The sequence below is a fragment of the Thalassotalea agariperforans genome, from assembly GCF_053470345.1.
Genome location: NZ_JBQMWH010000006.1, coordinates 77,715 through 96,330 on the forward strand (window position 1 = coordinate 77,715; position 18,616 = coordinate 96,330).

10 protein-coding genes are annotated in these 18,616 nt (G+C 36.7%); 7 read left to right on the forward strand and 3 right to left on the reverse strand.

Going from position 1 to position 18,616, the window contains the following annotated elements; all coding sequences use genetic code 11:
- Nucleotides 1–1,469: 1,469 nt before the first annotated feature.
- The 7 genes from ACSLUO_RS10155 to ACSLUO_RS10185 all read left to right on the forward strand — a co-directional run bounded on the left by ACSLUO_RS10155 (nucleotide 1,470) and on the right by ACSLUO_RS10185 (nucleotide 10,735).
- Nucleotides 1,470–4,307, forward strand: a complete 2,838-nt coding sequence (locus ACSLUO_RS10155) for a TonB-dependent receptor (RefSeq protein ID WP_448248419.1) — start codon at nucleotides 1,470–1,472, stop codon at nucleotides 4,305–4,307.
- Nucleotides 4,308–4,495: 188 nt separating this feature from the next.
- Nucleotides 4,496–5,257 (forward strand): metalloregulator ArsR/SmtB family transcription factor, encoded by a 762-nt coding sequence (locus tag ACSLUO_RS10160; RefSeq protein ID WP_448248420.1) that lies wholly within the window; start codon nucleotides 4,496–4,498, stop codon nucleotides 5,255–5,257.
- Nucleotides 5,258–5,268: 11 nt separating this feature from the next.
- A complete protein-coding gene (gene arsB, locus ACSLUO_RS10165) occupies nucleotides 5,269–6,291 on the forward strand; it encodes an ACR3 family arsenite efflux transporter (protein ID WP_448248421.1) in 1,023 nt (340 codons plus the stop codon).
- 16 nt (nucleotides 6,292–6,307) lie between these two features.
- On the forward strand, nucleotides 6,308–6,811 hold the full coding sequence (locus ACSLUO_RS10170) for a phosphatase domain-containing protein (RefSeq protein WP_448248422.1): 504 nt from the start codon (nucleotides 6,308–6,310) through the stop codon (nucleotides 6,809–6,811).
- A gap of 2 nt (nucleotides 6,812–6,813) precedes the next feature.
- Nucleotides 6,814–7,827, forward strand: a complete 1,014-nt coding sequence (locus ACSLUO_RS10175; RefSeq protein ID WP_448248423.1) for an ArsJ-associated glyceraldehyde-3-phosphate dehydrogenase — start codon at nucleotides 6,814–6,816, stop codon at nucleotides 7,825–7,827.
- A 5-nt stretch (nucleotides 7,828–7,832) separates the two neighbouring features.
- Nucleotides 7,833–9,050, forward strand: coding sequence for an organoarsenical effux MFS transporter ArsJ (gene arsJ, locus ACSLUO_RS10180; protein WP_448248424.1), 1,218 nt, complete (start codon nucleotides 7,833–7,835; stop codon nucleotides 9,048–9,050).
- A gap of 623 nt (nucleotides 9,051–9,673) precedes the next feature.
- Nucleotides 9,674–10,735 (forward strand): SMP-30/gluconolactonase/LRE family protein, encoded by a 1,062-nt coding sequence (locus ACSLUO_RS10185; RefSeq protein WP_448248425.1) that lies wholly within the window; start codon nucleotides 9,674–9,676, stop codon nucleotides 10,733–10,735.
- A 211-nt stretch (nucleotides 10,736–10,946) separates the two neighbouring features.
- Here the strand turns inward: ACSLUO_RS10185 and ACSLUO_RS10190 are convergent, their stop codons facing one another.
- From ACSLUO_RS10190 to ACSLUO_RS10200, 3 genes are all read right to left on the reverse strand, one after another.
- On the reverse strand, nucleotides 10,947–13,784 hold the full coding sequence (locus tag ACSLUO_RS10190) for a TonB-dependent receptor (protein WP_448248515.1): 2,838 nt from the start codon (nucleotides 13,782–13,784) through the stop codon (nucleotides 10,947–10,949).
- 341 nt (nucleotides 13,785–14,125) lie between these two features.
- Entirely contained in the window at nucleotides 14,126–15,667 is a 1,542-nt protein-coding gene (locus tag ACSLUO_RS10195) for a tryptophan halogenase family protein (RefSeq protein WP_448248426.1), read from the reverse strand.
- An 84-nt stretch (nucleotides 15,668–15,751) separates the two neighbouring features.
- Complete coding sequence (locus ACSLUO_RS10200) at nucleotides 15,752–18,616, reverse strand: TonB-dependent receptor (protein WP_448248427.1); 2,865 nt, start codon at nucleotides 18,614–18,616, stop codon at nucleotides 15,752–15,754.

Genomic DNA, 18,616 nt, shown 5'->3' on the forward strand with positions numbered 1-18,616 from the left:
TAAGTAGAATTTCGGTGTGGTAATACTCTATAATTAGAGGCTTTGCTCGAACCCTTCCTGCTTCATAAGATACGAGAAAAGCGGCTAGCTACTGCTATATTTAACTATGTTCCCCAAACATTTGTTCACATTTATCTGTTTCAATTCCAATATCGACTTTATCTTGTAATTGACGGAATAATTCAGATATTCAGGAGATATTAGTTCTTTATTCAAGTGATAATTATATTCATCCAGTATTTTGCTAATCTATATTACTTGAGGTAAGGCCTATACGTGGTTAGCGTCTGCATCTAAAATGGTATTTGATAACGTTTATAGTTTAGGAAAAGTTAATTTTCCTAAACTTCAGGTGTCACCCGCTTTGATTTAGCGCTTAGCTCAAATCAAAACCTGACATCATTAACATAATCCTCCTGAACATGATAACTTAAGAGGTATGCACCACAGATGATCCCAACTTTTATCAATTGAATGGGCGTCCATGCCAACAATTCTTGGTGTATAAACTTTCTTTAGAACGATAACCCCCTAACAAAGATGCGACTTAGTTAAACATAGGATGTTGCTATTTTCAATACGTATACTATAAAAATTATTCAAATAGTATTTGTATGGTTAATTAACTTAATATGTCGCTAATTTTTGTTATAAATTAGCAAATTACTACAGACAAATTTTTGTAATATCCCAAATCACTACGCCACTATATATTGTCCTAACTGACTTATTTCTATTTGTTTAAGCGAACTCAGATATAAATATTTCTGACGAGGAACAACAAAGCCGAAAATTATCCTACAAATACAAAAAAGCCTGTCAGATAACTGACAGGCTTTAACAATTTGACGCATTATTAAGCGGCAAACAAACTTCAAGTTCAATGTTAATGATGCGTGTTTTTCTTGTTTCAGGAACAGTGATAGCAGCAATTATTGGCTACTACTTACTTGGTCATTACGATCTAAATGAAGAAAAGCTAGCGCAGCTTAAAAATAAAACTAGAACCCCATCATCATCTACTTAAGTATAAGGTAATGAACATAACTGCCAATATAGGATAACGTTTTCTTTTTGATATTCTATATATTTATTGATGATTACTGTATCGATTGATTTAAACCTTCATTAACCATGTATAAATAGTCACTTGAGTTACTTGTAATCTCAGCTTCCCCCGTTCAAACCGATTCCATATCTAAATACGACATTTACCATAATAAAATTTCATCATTTTTCTAAAAGACTAATTACCATTTTTATTCCTGATTACAAGGGAAAAACAATAAGTTATATCTTCACCAACATTTTTCTAATGAAGCTTGTATCAAAAGCTACGGAGATAAAATTTTATTAATAGCCTATTGCTTATTTTCTAAATAAGTGATTTTATAAGATAACACCAAGTTAAACGTAATATGTTTAGCTTAGTGCTATCTTATAAAACAAGAAAATAAATAGAGGGATATATGAAAAAAATTACACGATTTACCGTGCTACCATTAACGTTAGCTGTTTCAGCTGCATTAAGCTCAAGCATCGTACAAGCCGAAGAAACGTCAGGTGATGTTGAAGTTATTCAAGTAACAGGAATTCGCAGCAGTTTGACGGAGTCAATGCACTTGAAAAAACATTCGGCTTCTATTCAAGACAGTATAGTTGCTGAGGATATCGGTAAATTTCCTGATCAAAACGTTGCCGAATCACTACAGCGTATTTCAGGTGTTATGATTTCGCGTACAAATGGTGAAGGCTCGAAAGTAACAGTTCGAGGTTTAGGTCCTAAATTTAACGCGGTTAAAGTTAACAATAGAACTATTGCCACAACTGATCGTGGTAGAGAGTTTGATTTTCAAACCTTACCTTCTGAGTTAATTGCAGGTGCTGATGTCATCAAAGCTTCAAGGGCAAATATTGCTGAAGGTAGCTTAGGAGCTTATATTAATGTAAATACTGCTCGACCTCTAAATACGCCAGGCTTTCATGCTGTTGGCTCAATAAATACTAAATACAATGATTTATCAGAAAAATTTGATCCTAAAGCCTCTGCGATCATTAGTAATACCTTTTTAGATGATACTTTCGGCGTGTTATTTGGTTTTACGACACAATCTATTAATAATCGTATAGATGCCGCAAGCACAACCCATTGGTCATCTTTTCAAGCAGAAAATACTAACGTAGCACCAGGGCCAATTACCAATGAATTAGGGGATACTATCACAGAAGGTACTATCTGGTACCCCGGCCGTGCTACTTATACCATTGACACCGAAAAAAGAGAGCGTACGAGTACCAACTTAACTTTTCAGTGGGCACAAAATGACAATACTACCCATACTTTTGATCTTTTATATTCAGATCTAAGTCGCCAAGCATTAAGTAACGGTATGCAAGTACCACTACATTATGCCGGTTGGCAAGATGTAATTGTTTCCGAAAATATGACCGCGATTAAGGCAACCAAATCTGCTAGTCCAATTGATGGTCTTTTCCAAGAACGTGGACAAGATTCAGAAACCTTAGCCCTAGGCTGGAATATTTTATTATTTATGGATCGATGGACATTTAATACCGATGTTGCCTACTCAAAAGCAACAGCAGAGCAACGAAGCAATACTTTAGTGCCACACATAGTCAATAATAGTGTTGACCAAAGTGTAAAACCAGGCGATGACGGTTACATGCCGAATCAAGAATTAGGGTTAATAGTTGGTCAAGACTACATTAATTTTGATAGCCGAAATGGAGATATTATTGAAATAGAGTCAAGTATTGATTATTCAGATCCTGCATCAGTGAGAACCCACTGGAATGATATCAGACATACCGAAGTGGAAGATGAAATTTTAGAAGTTAAATTTGATGCAAATTATGAGATTGATGATGGTTTTATTAGCTCGATAGATATGGGGGTAGCCTATGGTGATCGCGAGAAGTCTCAACAGGTTTATATTATACGTGATGGCTGTGGTAATTTAGATCAGCCGACAGAAACACGTGTAAGTACTTGTGGAACAGCGCTTGAATTAGAGGATAGTTTATTTTCACTCAATAATAGCAACTTTTTAGATGGGTTTTCAGGAGATTTCCCAAGAGAATTTGTATTAGTTAACGATATTGAAAAATATAAAGATGCTATTGGCGATATTAGAAGCGAGCCTAACTGGACTGATGAATTATTAAAAGAGGAACAATCTGTTGCAAATACAGAAGAAACTCTTGCCATTTATGGTCAAGTTAACTTAATGGGTGAAGTTAGTGCTTTCAGTTGGAATGGTAATTTAGGTTTACGCTATGTAGACACTGAAACATCTTCATCAGGCCATACTATTGAACGCTTATCATTAATTGAAAAACCAGTACAAGATGGTGGTGGTTTAGCTTTAGAGGCCACGTATACTGATCCTCAGGTAATTAAAATTGCCACAGACTATCAAAAATGGTTACCTAGTTTAAATATTAATATGGATTTTGGTGACGGTTACTTCATCAAAACCGCGGCAGCAAAAGTAATTACACGCCCTGCATTAGAAGATACTGGCGTGAATAAAAGTTACCAACAAAACCCACGCGCCGGTGATTTAGCAACAAGCGGTGGTAATCCATATTTACAACCATATGAAGCCACCCAGTTAGATGCATCATTTGAATATTATGATGATGCTGGCAATGCTTATTCATTAGGTGTTTTTTATAAAGATATTACTAACTTTATTTCAACACAAACCAACAGTGTTGATACTGGTCTAGTTATTGATGGCTGGGGTTCCGTTTATGAAGCAATAACTCAAAAATCGAATCGTAGTGGTGGTGAAATTAACGGTTTTGAAATAGCCGGATTGCACTATTTTGATTATTTACCTGGTTGGTTAAGTGGTTTTGGAGTGCAAGCTAACTATACCTATACCAATAGTAAAGATGATGACTCTGCAGAATTTGAACGTCCAAATGTTGCCTCTCCTGGCAGTGGTTTAGAAGGGTTTTCTGAAAACGCATATAATGTCATCGCTTTCTATGAAATAGAAGGCTTTCAAGCAAGAGCTGCATATAACTGGCGCGATGCATTTTTGGCATATCGTTCAGGGCCTACAATTGGCAGTAACGGCTTACCACAGCATGTTGATGCATATGGCCAACTTGATTTAAGCGCTTCTTACGATATTAACGATGACTTAACCGTATCTGCAGAAGTAATAAACGCAACCGATCAACACATATTAGAGTATGCTGATGTTCGCGAACGTGTTACAGCTTTACAATCAACAGGCAGACGTTATCAAATTGGCATTACGGCTAAGTTTTAACCCTTCCAATTCCGTTATAAGTTAATCTTTTACGGTATTACACCGACAGTTGCTTGTATGAACAACTGTCGGTTCTTATTAAATATAAATGACACCAAAAAACATTTCTTAAAAGGATAAGAGATAAAAATAGTTGATTTACTAATATAACGAATTTATTATATAACAAATTCATTATGGAGAGATTGATGAAAGTTCTCTTTTTATGTACTGAAAATTCGGCTAGATCTATTATGGCTGAAGCCTTGCTAAAACATCATGGAAAAGGTAATTACGAAGTCCATAGCGCAGGCACTGAGCCGGATAGTGTTGATACAAGAACACTAGCTGCAATTAAGCATTTTGGCTTGAGAGCAGATGGATTACGTTCTAAACACCTTGATGAAGTTGCTAATATCTACTTTGATTTTGTCATTACATTATGTGATAAAGCAGCAAGAGAATGCGATAGCCGCGTAAATGGTACTAACTGCCTTGCTTGGGACTTTCCTGAGCCACGTTCACGTAAAGAGCCTAATCCATTTGAAAAAACGCTCCAAGAATTAAATGAGCGAATAAAAATGTTTTTGCTTATTCAAGAAAAACAACAGCCAGCCGCAATTACGCCAACAACTTTTTACAAAGCTTTAGCTGATGATATTCGTTTAAAAACCCTGTTAATAATCGCTGTCGAAAAAGAAGCATGTGTTTGCGAGTTAATGACTGCACTCGATGAAGAGAGTCAACCGAAAGTGTCACGACATTTAGCACAGCTAAGAAAAACAGGCATTTTATCTGATCGAAAACATCAACAATGGGTGTTTTATTCAATTAATCCAACATTACCTGAATGGATGAAACAAACAATAACCTCAACGGTTGTCAACGAACCCATGTTCATCGAAAAAGAATTAGCTCGGCTAAATAAGATGGGCGATCGCCCAACTCGTGTCGCCAGCTGCTGTAATTAAGAGGATGACAGATGGGAATATTTGAACGTTATTTATCGGTATGGGTAGCAATATCAATTGCTGCAGGTGTGGCATTAGGTATTATCTACCCACCATTATTTGAAGTGATTGCAACACTGGAAATCGCCCATGTTAATGTCATTGTAGCCATATTCATTTGGGTAATGATCTACCCCATGATGGTACAGGTTGATTTTTCAACCATCAAAGAAGTTGGCAAAAATCCGCAAGGGCTTGTATTAACTTTAGTGATCAATTGGCTTATCAAACCGTTTTCTATGGCTGCTTTAGGTTGGTTATTCTTCGAAGGCGTTTTTGCAAGCTTTGTTTCACCTGAAACCGCACAAGAATATATTGCAGGTATGATTTTATTAGGGGTTGCACCTTGTACCGCCATGGTCTTTGTTTGGTCACAACTCACCAAAGGCGATGCTAACTATACCTTGGTTCAAGTGTCTGTTAACGACATTATAATGATTTTTGCTTTTGCCCCAATTACCGCTTTATTACTTGGCGTTAATGATATTCATGTACCTTGGGGAACATTATTTATTTCGGTGGTGTTATATGTCTTGTTACCTTTAATCGCCGGCATATTGACAAGAAAACGCCTAAATCGCTCTGGTCGTGATGAAACCGCTATTACCTCGTTATTAGAAAAATTCAAACCCTTTTCTGTCATCGGCTTACTGGCAACGGTAGTACTTTTATTTGGTTTTCAAGCGAATACTATTATCGAGCAACCGTTAAATATTGTCTTAATTGCAATCCCATTAATGTTGCAAACATATGGCATTTTCATCATTGCCTACTTTATGGCTATAAAACTCAAACTAAAACACAACATAGCCGCCCCCGCCTGTTTAATTGGTACATCAAACTTTTTTGAATTAGCTGTTGCCGTTGCTATTTCGTTATTTGGTTTACATTCAGGGGCGGCACTGGCAACGGTAGTTGGGGTGCTTGTGGAAGTGCCTATCATGCTATCTCTTGTTGCGATAGTGAACAAAACTAAACATTGGTTTAATGAATAATTTCTAGAGGATAATTATGCAAACTCACCCATATGACAAATTAGTGCTTGATAACAGAGCTAGTTTTATTTTTACGCCATGTCCTGGCACAAAAGCCGTTGATTTAACAACATCAGTTGAACAGTTAAAAAACGCTGGGGCACAAGCGATTGTTACCTTAATGTATGAGCAAGAATTGATAGAAAATAACGCTGATGCACTTCCTAAAGCATGTCATGAGCTAGACGTAAAATGGTTTCAACTACCAATTTTAGATGATGATGCCCCAAATGAAGATTTCGCAGTAGCTTTTAAAACTCACCTTAGTGAACTGCTCTCTATTTTACGCACTCAAGGCACCATCGCCGTACATTGCAAAGGTGGTTCAGGACGCACCGGCTTAGTGATTAGTTTGTTGATGTTTGAACTCGGTTATAACAAAAAAGACATCATCAAACGCGTACAAGAAATTCGTCCAAAAACACTGACGAACCCAACACAACTTTCATTTTTTAATGAGTTTCAACAAGTAGGAGCTTAAAAATGGCAATTAAAATAGGTATTAATGGCTTTGGCCGTATGGGGCGTTTAACCCTCAGAGCGGCTTTTGACTGGCAAGAAGTAGAATTTGTGCAAATTAACGATCCTGCTGGCAATGCTGAAACCCTTGCGCACTTGTTAAAGTATGACTCAGTGCATGGTATTTGGCCGCAAGATGTTACTCATAATGACGCTAATGTAATTATCAATGGTCAAGCAATTACGGTTACTCAGAATAAACTGATCAGCGAAACTGATTGGTCAGGGTGTGATGTTGTTATTGAAGCGTCTGGTAAAATGAAAAAAACATCATTGTTACAAGGTTACTTAGATCAAGGTGTTAAAAAAGTAGTCGTAACGGCACCAGTGAAAGAAGAAGGTGTGCTAAATGTGGTTATAGGTGTTAACGATCACCTTTATGATGTTAACCAACACGCTATTGTTACAGCGGCATCTTGCACCACCAATTGTTTAGCGCCTGTAGTAAAAGTGCTACAAGAAAATATTGGCATTAAACATGGTTCAATGACCACTATCCACGATATCACCAATACCCAAACTATACTGGATGCACCACATAAAGATTTACGTAGAGCACGTGCTTGTGGCACGAGTTTAATTCCTACTACTACCGGCTCTGCAACCGCTATTACCCATATTTTCCCTGAACTTAAAGGTAAACTCAATGGTCATGCGGTGCGTGTACCATTAACAAATGCATCAATTACCGATTGTGTCTTTGAACTTGAACGTTCAACAACGGTTGAAGAAGTTAACGCTTGGATGAAAGCTGCCGCTGAAGGTGAGTTAAAAGGGATTTTAGGCTATGAAGAAAAGCCGCTAGTTTCTATTGATTACAAAACAGACCCTCGTTCAAGTATTGTTGATGCACTTTCAACTATGGTCGTTAATGGTACCCAAGTGAAATTGTATACCTGGTATGACAACGAGTGGGGCTATGCCAATAGAACGGCGGAATTGGCTCGCAAAGTTGGTTTATCAATAAAGGATAATTAAACATCATGAAGCGCTCGGCATCATTATCAGCTGACATTAAGCAATACCTTGTTGTAACAGGGAACTATTGGGCATTCACTCTAACAGATGGCGCACTACGAATGTTAGTGGTGCTGCATTTTCATGCATTAGGTTATAGCCCACTTAGCATTGCTATGCTGTTTTTATTTTATGAAATCTTTGGTGTCGTCACTAATTTGGTAGGCGGTTTCTTAGGTGCTCGCTTAGGGCTAAATAAAACCATGAACATTGGCTTAGCCATTCAAATTATTGCCTTGTTGATGTTAGCAGTTCCTGCTGAATGGCTTACCGTAATTTATGTCATGATCGCACAAGCACTTTCTGGTATTGCCAAAGACCTAAATAAAATGAGCGCCAAAAGTTCAATTAAAACTTTGGTCTCATCAGGACAAGAAGGAACATTGTTCAAATGGGTTGCGGTGTTAACCGGCTCTAAAAATGCGTTAAAAGGCGTTGGCTTTTTCTTAGGTGGCTTACTCCTAACCTTACTAGAGTTTAAAGGTGCTATGATACTGATGGCTGCTGTGTTAACACTTGTCTGGTGCTATAGCCTGTATGCCTTAAAAAATGATTTAGGCAAAGCCAAAAATAAACCTAAGTTCACCGACATTTTTTCAAAGAGCCGCTCAATAAATATTTTGTCGGCCGCGAGATTATTCTTGTTTGGTGCGCGCGATGTTTGGTTTGTTGTTGCACTGCCAGTATTTTTGTCACAAGTCTTTGATTGGGGTCATTGGACAGTCGGCGGCTTCTTAGCACTTTGGGTGATCGGTTATGGTATTGTGCAATCGGTGGCACCAAAACTTATCAACTTCAAAGAAAACCTATCACCAGCAAAAGAAACGGTAAAATGGGCCAGCTTACTAGCGCTAGTAACCTTAGGTATTTCATTATCCTTGTATTTTAATTGGGAAGTAAAAACTGTGCTGATCAGTGGATTAATGGTGTTTGGAGTGTTGTTCGCTATTAATTCTTCGTTACATAGCTACCTGATTGTCAGCATGGCTGATGCTGATGCGGTTTCTTTAGATGTTGGCTTTTATTATATGGCAAATGCAATGGGACGCTTAATTGGAACCGTTTTATCGGGTTGGGTATTTCAGCTTTACGGCTTAGCTGCTTGTTTAGCAATATCTTTTGTCTTTATTGCGCTAGCCGCTGTTATTTCAGTTCGCTTACCATACGTACCAACACAAAAATAATGCCACAAACAACGAGCAGCTTGATAACCTGTCATTCGTTTAAGTAAAGTTTTGTAACTATTCATAGCTCAGGTAATACTAAAGAACCTGTGCTATGAATAATAACTACGTTATATTTGATTGAAATGCACCCAATTATGGAGAAGGTAGAGCAACGCAGGAGCAGTTGTCGAAAATAACCACATTACATCGTTTACGCACTTTTCTGAAATGTCGTTGTTAGCACAAAAATCATACACAAAAAGTCAATATTCTATAATGAAGCAATTAAAAATAGCATATAGCTGCCCCACCAAATACAGACTTTTCTATTGTCGCTTTTTTCTAGGGTGTCGCCTGAGTTAATGAGGTTTGGCTAATTAATAACGACATCCGCATTAGTTCATCATAAACGTAAAGCCCTTTATCATATAAGCTATGTTCACCTAACAACGACCTTGACTCCCATCAGCACGATATAAAGGTCACCGTAAACCCTCATCTTTAGCCCTTTACAACGGGTTTGTTCTGTTTTACCAAAAAACTATACATAGTATAAATAAAAACATATTATGTTTCAGCTTTTTTAAACTCAATAACAATTTACGATCAATTTTTACTAAAATTATTTAAAAGGTGACTTAATGACTCTAATAACTAAATCTAAGTTCATAAAACTCAATGCTAAAGTGGCTTTGCTACTTACGCTGTTCGCCTGTGGTGCTGTTAAAGTTTTGGCTAATGAACAACCGGCAAAACTATTTACAAATTTACCAGCGAACTGCCCAACACCTGATGCTTTTGCAATTGCTCCAGATAACACGCTAACTTTATCATGTCCAAACTTTGCCAATAATAAATTACAAGGGGAATTGTTTTCATTAACAGCTGATGGCCAAGTAAGTCATTTATTAACCGTGCCAACACTTAACTTATCAAATAAAGCAAACCCTATGGGTATTGCTTATGATGATAAAGGCGCTCTATATGTAGCGGATTCGCGTGGTATAAAACATGGCCGGATACTTAAATTAACTTTTGATCCCCAAGATAAAAAGAAATTACTAAATACGGAAGTGATCGCCTCTGGTGTTAACCCAAATGGTCTTAGATATCATCAAGGTGCGATTTACATTACCCAGTTGAACATGCCAAAAGTTAAAAGTGCCCATACCACGAGTGCTATTTATCGTTTTGATGAAAGTTCGCGTAACTTGAAAATGTTAAATACACTTGAAGACAAAGAAATAATATTCTCAGTTGAAACCTTAAACCCTAACGTTAACTTTGGTTTAGATGGCTTAGCTTTTGGTCCTGATGGTAATTTATACGCTGGCAACTTGGGCGACAGTGAAATTTATAAATTAATATTAAACAATAATGGCAAGCTAGTTTCTTCTTCTGTTTATGCTAAGTTAGACAATAACGCCCGCATTGATGGCATGGCATTCGATGAACAAGGTAATCTTTACTTAGCTGGCTTTGGTCAAAACCAAATATTTAAAGTCGACCAACAGCAAAAAATAGTAAAAATTGCTGACTACCCAGATAACGACGGCTCAGATGGCCAAATAGATCAACCCGCAGATTTAATAGTCTTTGAAGGAAAATTGATTATCTCAAATTTCGATTTAATGACCAATAATGGTTTACGCAATACTAAACATAGTAAGCCATATACACTGTCTTTTATCGAACTAAATTAGAATATACAACCAAAATATATTGAGTGCTTTGAATGTTCAAGATAAGGGATTATCGCCACATTACAAAGCCCTTTTTGAAGCACAAATCGTTTATTTTGGGTAATTACCAATAAGCCAAATTCTTTTGGTACTGATAAATATTAATAATAAAGCGTACTACCTGAGGGGAACAGGTAGTACGTTTATTCCCTTAATTATTAAACGAATCTACTTAAAATGTAAATTTAGCGCCAATATTATACCGAGCACCAAATTGCTCTAAACTAATTAACTGATCAGCAAAACGACCGTGTTGTCTGGTTGTTTCATTGGTAATGTTAAGACCCTCAATAAAAATAGATACACTATCATTTACTTCGTAACTCGCATTTAAATCCCATTGTCCGTACGCTTCAGTAAAAGTTGGCTCACCACCTCGTTGTGGTTGATGCATTGCCCATAAAAAATCATCTCGCCAGTTATAAGCAATACGTACTTGTAAACCGTCTTTATCATAAAAGCCAATAAGGTTAGCTGAATCGCTTAATCCCGGTAAGGCAAATGAACTTTCAATATCATAAAGATCTAGTTCAGCGTTACCATTAACGAATGTTAAATTGGCAATAGCGCCAAAACCAGAATTACCAAATAAATGTTGAGCATTAAGTTCCCAACCATTAATTTCAGCATCTTCTAAATTACTAGGTGTTGATATTAAAAAGTTAATAGCGGGATCTTCAGCTGATGAAAAACAATCAGGGTTACCGCCAGGTACTTCACTTGGACAACCTGCTTGTTCAATAATACTAGGATCACGAAGTGGCTGGCCATTTATGTCTGGTAATGTTCCCTCTACCGTACTTTCACCTATAAAGTTTTCAACATATTTTTGGAAAAAACCAACTGAAGCATAGCTACCTTCGTCGTAGTACCATTCTAATGACAAATCAATATTATTTGACTCTAACGGTACTAAATCAGTGTTACCCACAGAAGCACTAAATGGACCATTTGGTCTCGCATCTATTGTTGTAGACGGGAACATTGAGGATAAATCAGGACGACTTAACGTAGTACTATAAGATAAACGTGCAATAACATCGTCTGTAACATCAATACTTAAATCGATATTTGGTAATACCCTTGTGTAATCCGATTTTTCACTTACTGCAAATAAATCTTTTTCTGTAATTTCGCCAAATCTACCCGCGGTATTAACATAATTTAAATGTTCAATTCTACGTTGTAATGAAACCGCTTCAACATCGGTTGACTCCCAACGTAAACCAATATTAAATTGAAATGGTATGTTATTAAATTCACTTTCAACATCAAATGTTACATACGCTGATAGTGTTTCTTCCCCTACATTATTAAAAGTCGGTTCAGCTTCACCACCGTACAACCCTTGATTTTTGGTAAGCGCTAAAGCCTCTAGTGCACTGTAATTAGACAACAATGGAAACAAGTTTTCATTTCCACCCATTTCACTACCAAAGCCTTCACTGGAAGCAAAGTTTAGGTCTAATGTAGAAATATCTGTTGGTACAAACTCAACCGTACGGCGCCTTGTCGTATCAATTTGATAGTCTGTTAACGATAGGCCAAAATTAATAGCAGCTAACGCACCATTTTCTCCATTTATCCACTGGCCATCAAATTGGAATTGCTGAATATTATTTTCAATTTCTAAGCCACGTAATTGATAAAGATCAAAATCAACATTTTCAGCAGAAAATGCATTTTGTCCCGGTAGATCTGTCGGTAAAAACGAAACATCTGGACGACCTGTTGGGCTGGTAATATAACTAACATCTACTCCGCCACGATCAGCAATGCCATCACCGTTGGTATCATTAACCCGTGGATTTTTTAGATTAATAATCGTTTCAGAGTTTTGACCATCTGGTTGAGAATGAGACGTTGAATTATGATAATCAAAGGTTAAATTTAGTGTTTCTGTAGCTTGCCATTCAAGGTTAACCCCAACAGAGTCATTTTCGGTTTCAGTTAAAAAGTGAAATGCCCAAAAGTTTAATTCATCATCAACTCTGATCGGATTAGTTACTGTACCGTCAGCATTAGCATCTCCTCCCGTGTCACCATCAAACCAAAAACTAGTTCTATTAGTATTATTGATTTCTTTAAAGCGTGAAAAGGTATAATCAACTGTGCCGGTGATCACATCATTAGGTGAAAACTGCATCACTAATTGACCATTTTGACGCTTACGTTCCATATCTTGTGTATCAACATCAATAGTAAGTGGTGCCCAGTGTGTTCCGTTCGGGTTTAATGTGCGATCAATACCACTGGTATCAACATTAGAACCTCGGCCAGGAACCCAACCTTGAGAGCCAACTCTTTCTTTACGGCTATGTCGTTCAGCATGTGATAATGAAGCTAAAATACCTAATGTGCCATCTAAAAAGGTATTACTGACCATAGCTGATATTTCAGGAGTTACGCTATCACCTTTTTCGACACTGGTATCAATAACAGCTTTGGTTGAAGCTACCGCTTTAAAACCGTCATAATCAAATGGTTTAGCTGTTTGAATATTAATAGTTGCGCCTATACCACCTGAAGTAATATTCGCTTTACCGGTTTTATGAACCTCTACCCCAGACACACTTTCCGCAGCAACTTCTCTAAAGTTAAAGCTACGATCAATGCCATTTTCAAGTAATGTTGAAGAAGTTGGCATTTGTCTATTATTTAACGTAACTAAGTTAAACGTTGGACCAAAACCACGAACCGATACTTGATTACCTTCATTATTAGCGCGATCTATAGATACACCGGTAATTCGCTGAAGTGACTCAGCCAAGTTTGTATCAGGAAACTTACCAATATCTTCAGCAGTAATGGCATCAACAACACCACTTGAGCTGCGCTTAATATTAGAAGCACTGATAAGTGAGCCTCTAATACCCTTTACTTCAATTACTTCTATCTTATTATCAGCGTTTTGTGTTTGTTCTTCTGCAATAGCTATCGCTGGAAAATTTAAACCCAGCATTGCTACAGCTGCTGCAACTTTATTTGGTTTAAATTGTGCGTTAAGAATCTTCATGCTTATTCCTTTTAATCTTTCATTATTATTGTGTTATTAAATCGAATGATATTTATCCTGATATAACACAAGAAAACGATCACTTATCGATCAACAAAACAAATATTGCACACAATCTAAATTAGATCAACCATCGAAAACCACAAAAAAGGGAATTATAAAAATATATTAGCCGTGTTATAACTGAAACATTAGAAAAACAACCAATAAAAAACACATAAGCATCTGTTTTTTATTGGTTAAATAAATAAGGAAAGATTATTGGAATGAATAATAAAAGCTATAAAACAATCTATGAATTATTTCGTATATACATCAACATAATCGTTATAATGTTATTTAATGCTATGTATTTTGTTCAAAAGTGAACGGTTGCTTTCTAGTCCAGAAAGGTACTTTGCTGTTAATCGCTGATTTTCATTATAATTATTTACCGCGGCTTCCTGTGCTTTAATCGAAAGAACTAAATCATCTAATTGCGTTTTAAATCCCATACCACATAAAATATATTGATAACTTGCTGAGGGAAAAACTTCACAACGGTCAAAGTCATAATGCCAAGGTGCTTGGTGTTGCCATGACTCTAAAAGTTGTTTTAACGAATTTGGAATAGTATGAGGTAAACGATTATCTAGCCAAAACTTACTATCTGAACGAACGCTAAGTACATAATGTAACTTTAAAAAATCAATAATCCGTTGCCATCGATAAATAAAACGTTCATTAAAACGTTTTTCTAAATTGTTCATCGCCATTCTAGACCTTGGCAGTTGCTCCGCAATCATTGACGCAGCTTGCTCCACTAAAGCAAGTGCAGATGCCTCAAGCGGTTCAATAAAACCCGCAGACAAGCCAATTGCTACACAGTTATGTTTCCAGAATTCTTTTCGGTGGCCTGGTTCAAATTGAATTTTCCTAAAAGATAATTCATCTATTTTTTTGTGTGTGGCTGATAAATATTTTAAGAGCTGACTTCTAGCTTCATCATCTGAAATGTATTTACTTGCATAAACATAACCAACCCCTTTACGGGAAAAAAGACCAATATCCCAGATCCAGCCGGCATCTTGCGCGGTAGATAATGTTGTAGAACTGATATCAGTATTTTCATCACTATATGGAACTTGTACTGCTAATGCACTATCGATAAACAAGACATCTTTCTTAGAAATAAAGGGCACCTGATAGTGCTCTCCTAATAAAAGAGATTTAGTGCCTGTACAGTCAATAAATAAATCACCTTCAATATCTCCATTACTTGCTGTTTTAATGGAATTTATATCAGCCCCCTGCTGACCATTAACCGATATAACATCATCAACAATATGCTCAACATTTAAATTTTTAATACAGTGTTGTTGTAAATATTTAGCAAATAAACCGGCATCTAAATGATAGCCATAATTACAAACAGTAGAGAATTCTGGTGTAGTAATCTGCTTTGGTGCTAAAGATAATTCGGAAATAACCTGCTGAGGCGTTACAATTTCAGCAAACGGCATCCCATGATCATTTAACATCCAATGCTCTGCTAAATTGGTTTTTATATAATCAATAGGAAGGGAAAAAGGATGGTAGTAGTAGTCACCCGTTTGTCCTGTATTCCATCCGACAAACTTTGAACCTTGCTTAAAACTCACATTACATTTTTGAATAAAATCAAACTCTGAAATACCCATTTTTGACAAAGTTTGTCGCATTGTTGGCCAAGTACCCTCGCCAACACCAATAGTTGCAATATTCGCAGATTCAATTAACGTTACTCTAAATTTATGAGCTGCATATTTTTCTTTAATGGTCGCGGAAATTATACCTGCAGTTAACCAACCTGCAGTGCCACCGCCAACAATAACAATGTTGAACGCCGAGTTAGACATATATCCCCTTAGATATATAGGCTAATACCGAAAGATATTAGCCTATATAAAACCTTAATATTTATTCATTTTAAAATAAATGAATTAAAATGATGCTCTTAAACCAATGGCATAACGGCTACCAAAATCTTCAGCCGCTAAAAATTGGTTCTCAAATCGACCATGTCGATGAGCTGTAGCTTCCAATATATTTAGTCCTTCTAAAATAACAGTAAAATTGTCGTTAATGTCATAACTTACACTTAAATCTAATTGACCATAAGCTTCGGTAAATATTGGTTCATTGCTACTATGAAACTGACTTGTTTTTAACAAAAAGTCATCACGCCAGTTGTATGCTAAGCGAGCTTGTAAACCATCTTTATCGTAAAAAGCGACTAAATTAGCTGAGTCACTTAAACCCGTTAACGCAACTGTTTGATCAAATGAATAAATATCATATTCAACACTTCCATCAACTACAGTAAAGTTAAATTGACCACCAAATCCGCTGTTACCAAAAAAGTGTTGTATAGCAATCTCCCAACCATCTATTTGCGCATCTTCTAAATTACTGGGTGTTGTTACCTCAAATTCAATTTCAGGATCAGAGGAATTCGCTAAACAGGCAGGGTTTGAAACAGGATCAGGACAGCCCGGTCGAGGATTTGCTGAAGGGTCTCTCAGCGGCGTGCCATCAGCACCATTGATAGTACGAAAATCCGTTGTTGTACCAATAAAGTTATTCACATATTTATTAAAATAACCAATCGAAGCATAACTTCCTTCGTTGTAATACCACTCAAGAGATAAATCTAAGTTATTAGAACTATAAGGTAATAAATTTGGATCTCCTTGTGTTGCATTGAAAGGTCCGCCTGGTCTTGTATTTGTGATACGAGTAGCTGGTGCAATCGCCGTAACATCACTACGTGTTAGTGTACGACTATATGAAAATCTACCAACTAAATCGTCAGAAAATTCCAAGCTAATGTCTAAATTTGGCAGAAATTCTGTGTAGCCGCCAGTTAATGTATCAATCGTTGCTCCACCATCGGCAGGGAAAGTTTGTCTTATTTCTTCTACAGTTAAATAAGCTAAATTTTCAGGCAAAGTCACTGTAGAAGATGCTGTAACATCAGTATGTTCATAACGAACCCCCATATTTATGTTCACGGGAATATCATTAAACTCACCTTCAAAATCTAAAGAAAGATAAGCATGTAATGTTTCTTCATTTATGCGGTTAATATTTACCGGATCTTCTGTAACTAAATTACCATCAGTAATAGCACTATTTACTAGCTGAGGATCAACATTAAATTGCAATGGAAAAAGGTTATTTCCATTACTAAAGTTTTTTCCAACGGTTGAAGGGGTAAAAGACAACCCAAAATCATTAACATCTAAAGCATTAGTGATAACACTAAAGCCAAAACGTCTTCCGGTGTCAAATTGATAATCGGTATTACCTATACCAAAATTAACATTAGCTAACGCACTATCGTTTTGATTTACCCAAACGCCATCAAACTCCCATTGTTTAATATTATTCTTAACCTCATAACCACGTACCACTACAACATCACCATCAATATGCTCTAATGAATAAGGATTGTACTCATTAGGAATAGGTCCTGGTGCCGTACCGGCTTCAAATGTTGATGATGGATTGGCAATAACACTAGGAACTTCAGCACCTGTAAAATTTAAACCTATATCAACATAACGCGCATCAGGTGGTGTACTAATAACGGTGGTAAATTCACTAATTTCACCACTTGGTTGAGTTTCAGATGTGGAATCATGATAATCAAAAGCAAGATTTAAACTATCATTGACTTGCCAATCAATATTTAAGCCTATAGAGTCATTTTCAGTTTCAACAACTTGATGTGTTGCTGTAAAATTTAATCTATGGTTTTTATGGCGAGGATTTATAACTGTGCCATTTGAGTCAACTTCACCAATTGTATTTTCATCAGAATCAAACCAAAATCCAGTTAACACTCGGTCAATCGATTCATCAAAACGAGCACCGGTGTAATCAAGTGTAACTGTAACATCATCTGTTGGTGCATACTGTAAAACGGCTTGAATATTGTCTCGCTCACGCTCGTGATCACCATACTCAACCGCAAAGTTTCTCGGCACCCAGAAAGTCCCGCCTGGATTTTTGGGATTGCTTATGCCCGAAGAATCTATACCGGTATAAGTTGTGCCATTATCTGGTAACCAACCATCATTGACGACCGACTCTTTACGGCTATCTCGTTCTGAATGTGAATATGCGACCAAAAAACCTAACATACCATCAGCAAAAACATTACTATATAATCCAGTAAGTTCTGGCGTAATGTCACTTCCTTTAACATTACTTGTATCCATAATCGCTTTTGTCCCAAGCGAAATCTTTCGTTCACCTAAATTAAAAGGTTTTGCCGTTTGTAAATCGATTGTTGCACCAATGCCACCACTTGCCACATGTGCTTTACCTGTTTTATGTACTTCTACACCCGAAACCACTTCCGAAGCGATATGTTGAAAATTAAAAGCACGATTAATTCCTATATCAGTATCTAATGTCTGTGACTTAGGCATGGCTCGACCATTCAAAGTAACCATGTTAAATGTAGGACCAAAACCACGAACCGATACTTGGTTACCTTCATTATTCGAGCGGTCAATTGACACCCCTGTAATTCGTTGAAGTGACTCTGCTAAGTTAGTATCTGGAAACTTACCAATATCTTCTGCAGTAATAGCATCAACGACACCACTTGAGCTTCGCTTAATATTAGAAGCGCTGATAAGAGAACTTCTAATACCTTTTACTTCAATTACTTCTATCTTATTATCAGCGCTTTCAGGCTGATCTTCTGCAAAAGCTATCCCTGGTAAATTTAAACCTAGCATTGCTACAGCTACTGCAACTTTATTTGGTTTAAAGCGTGCGTTAAGAATCTTCAT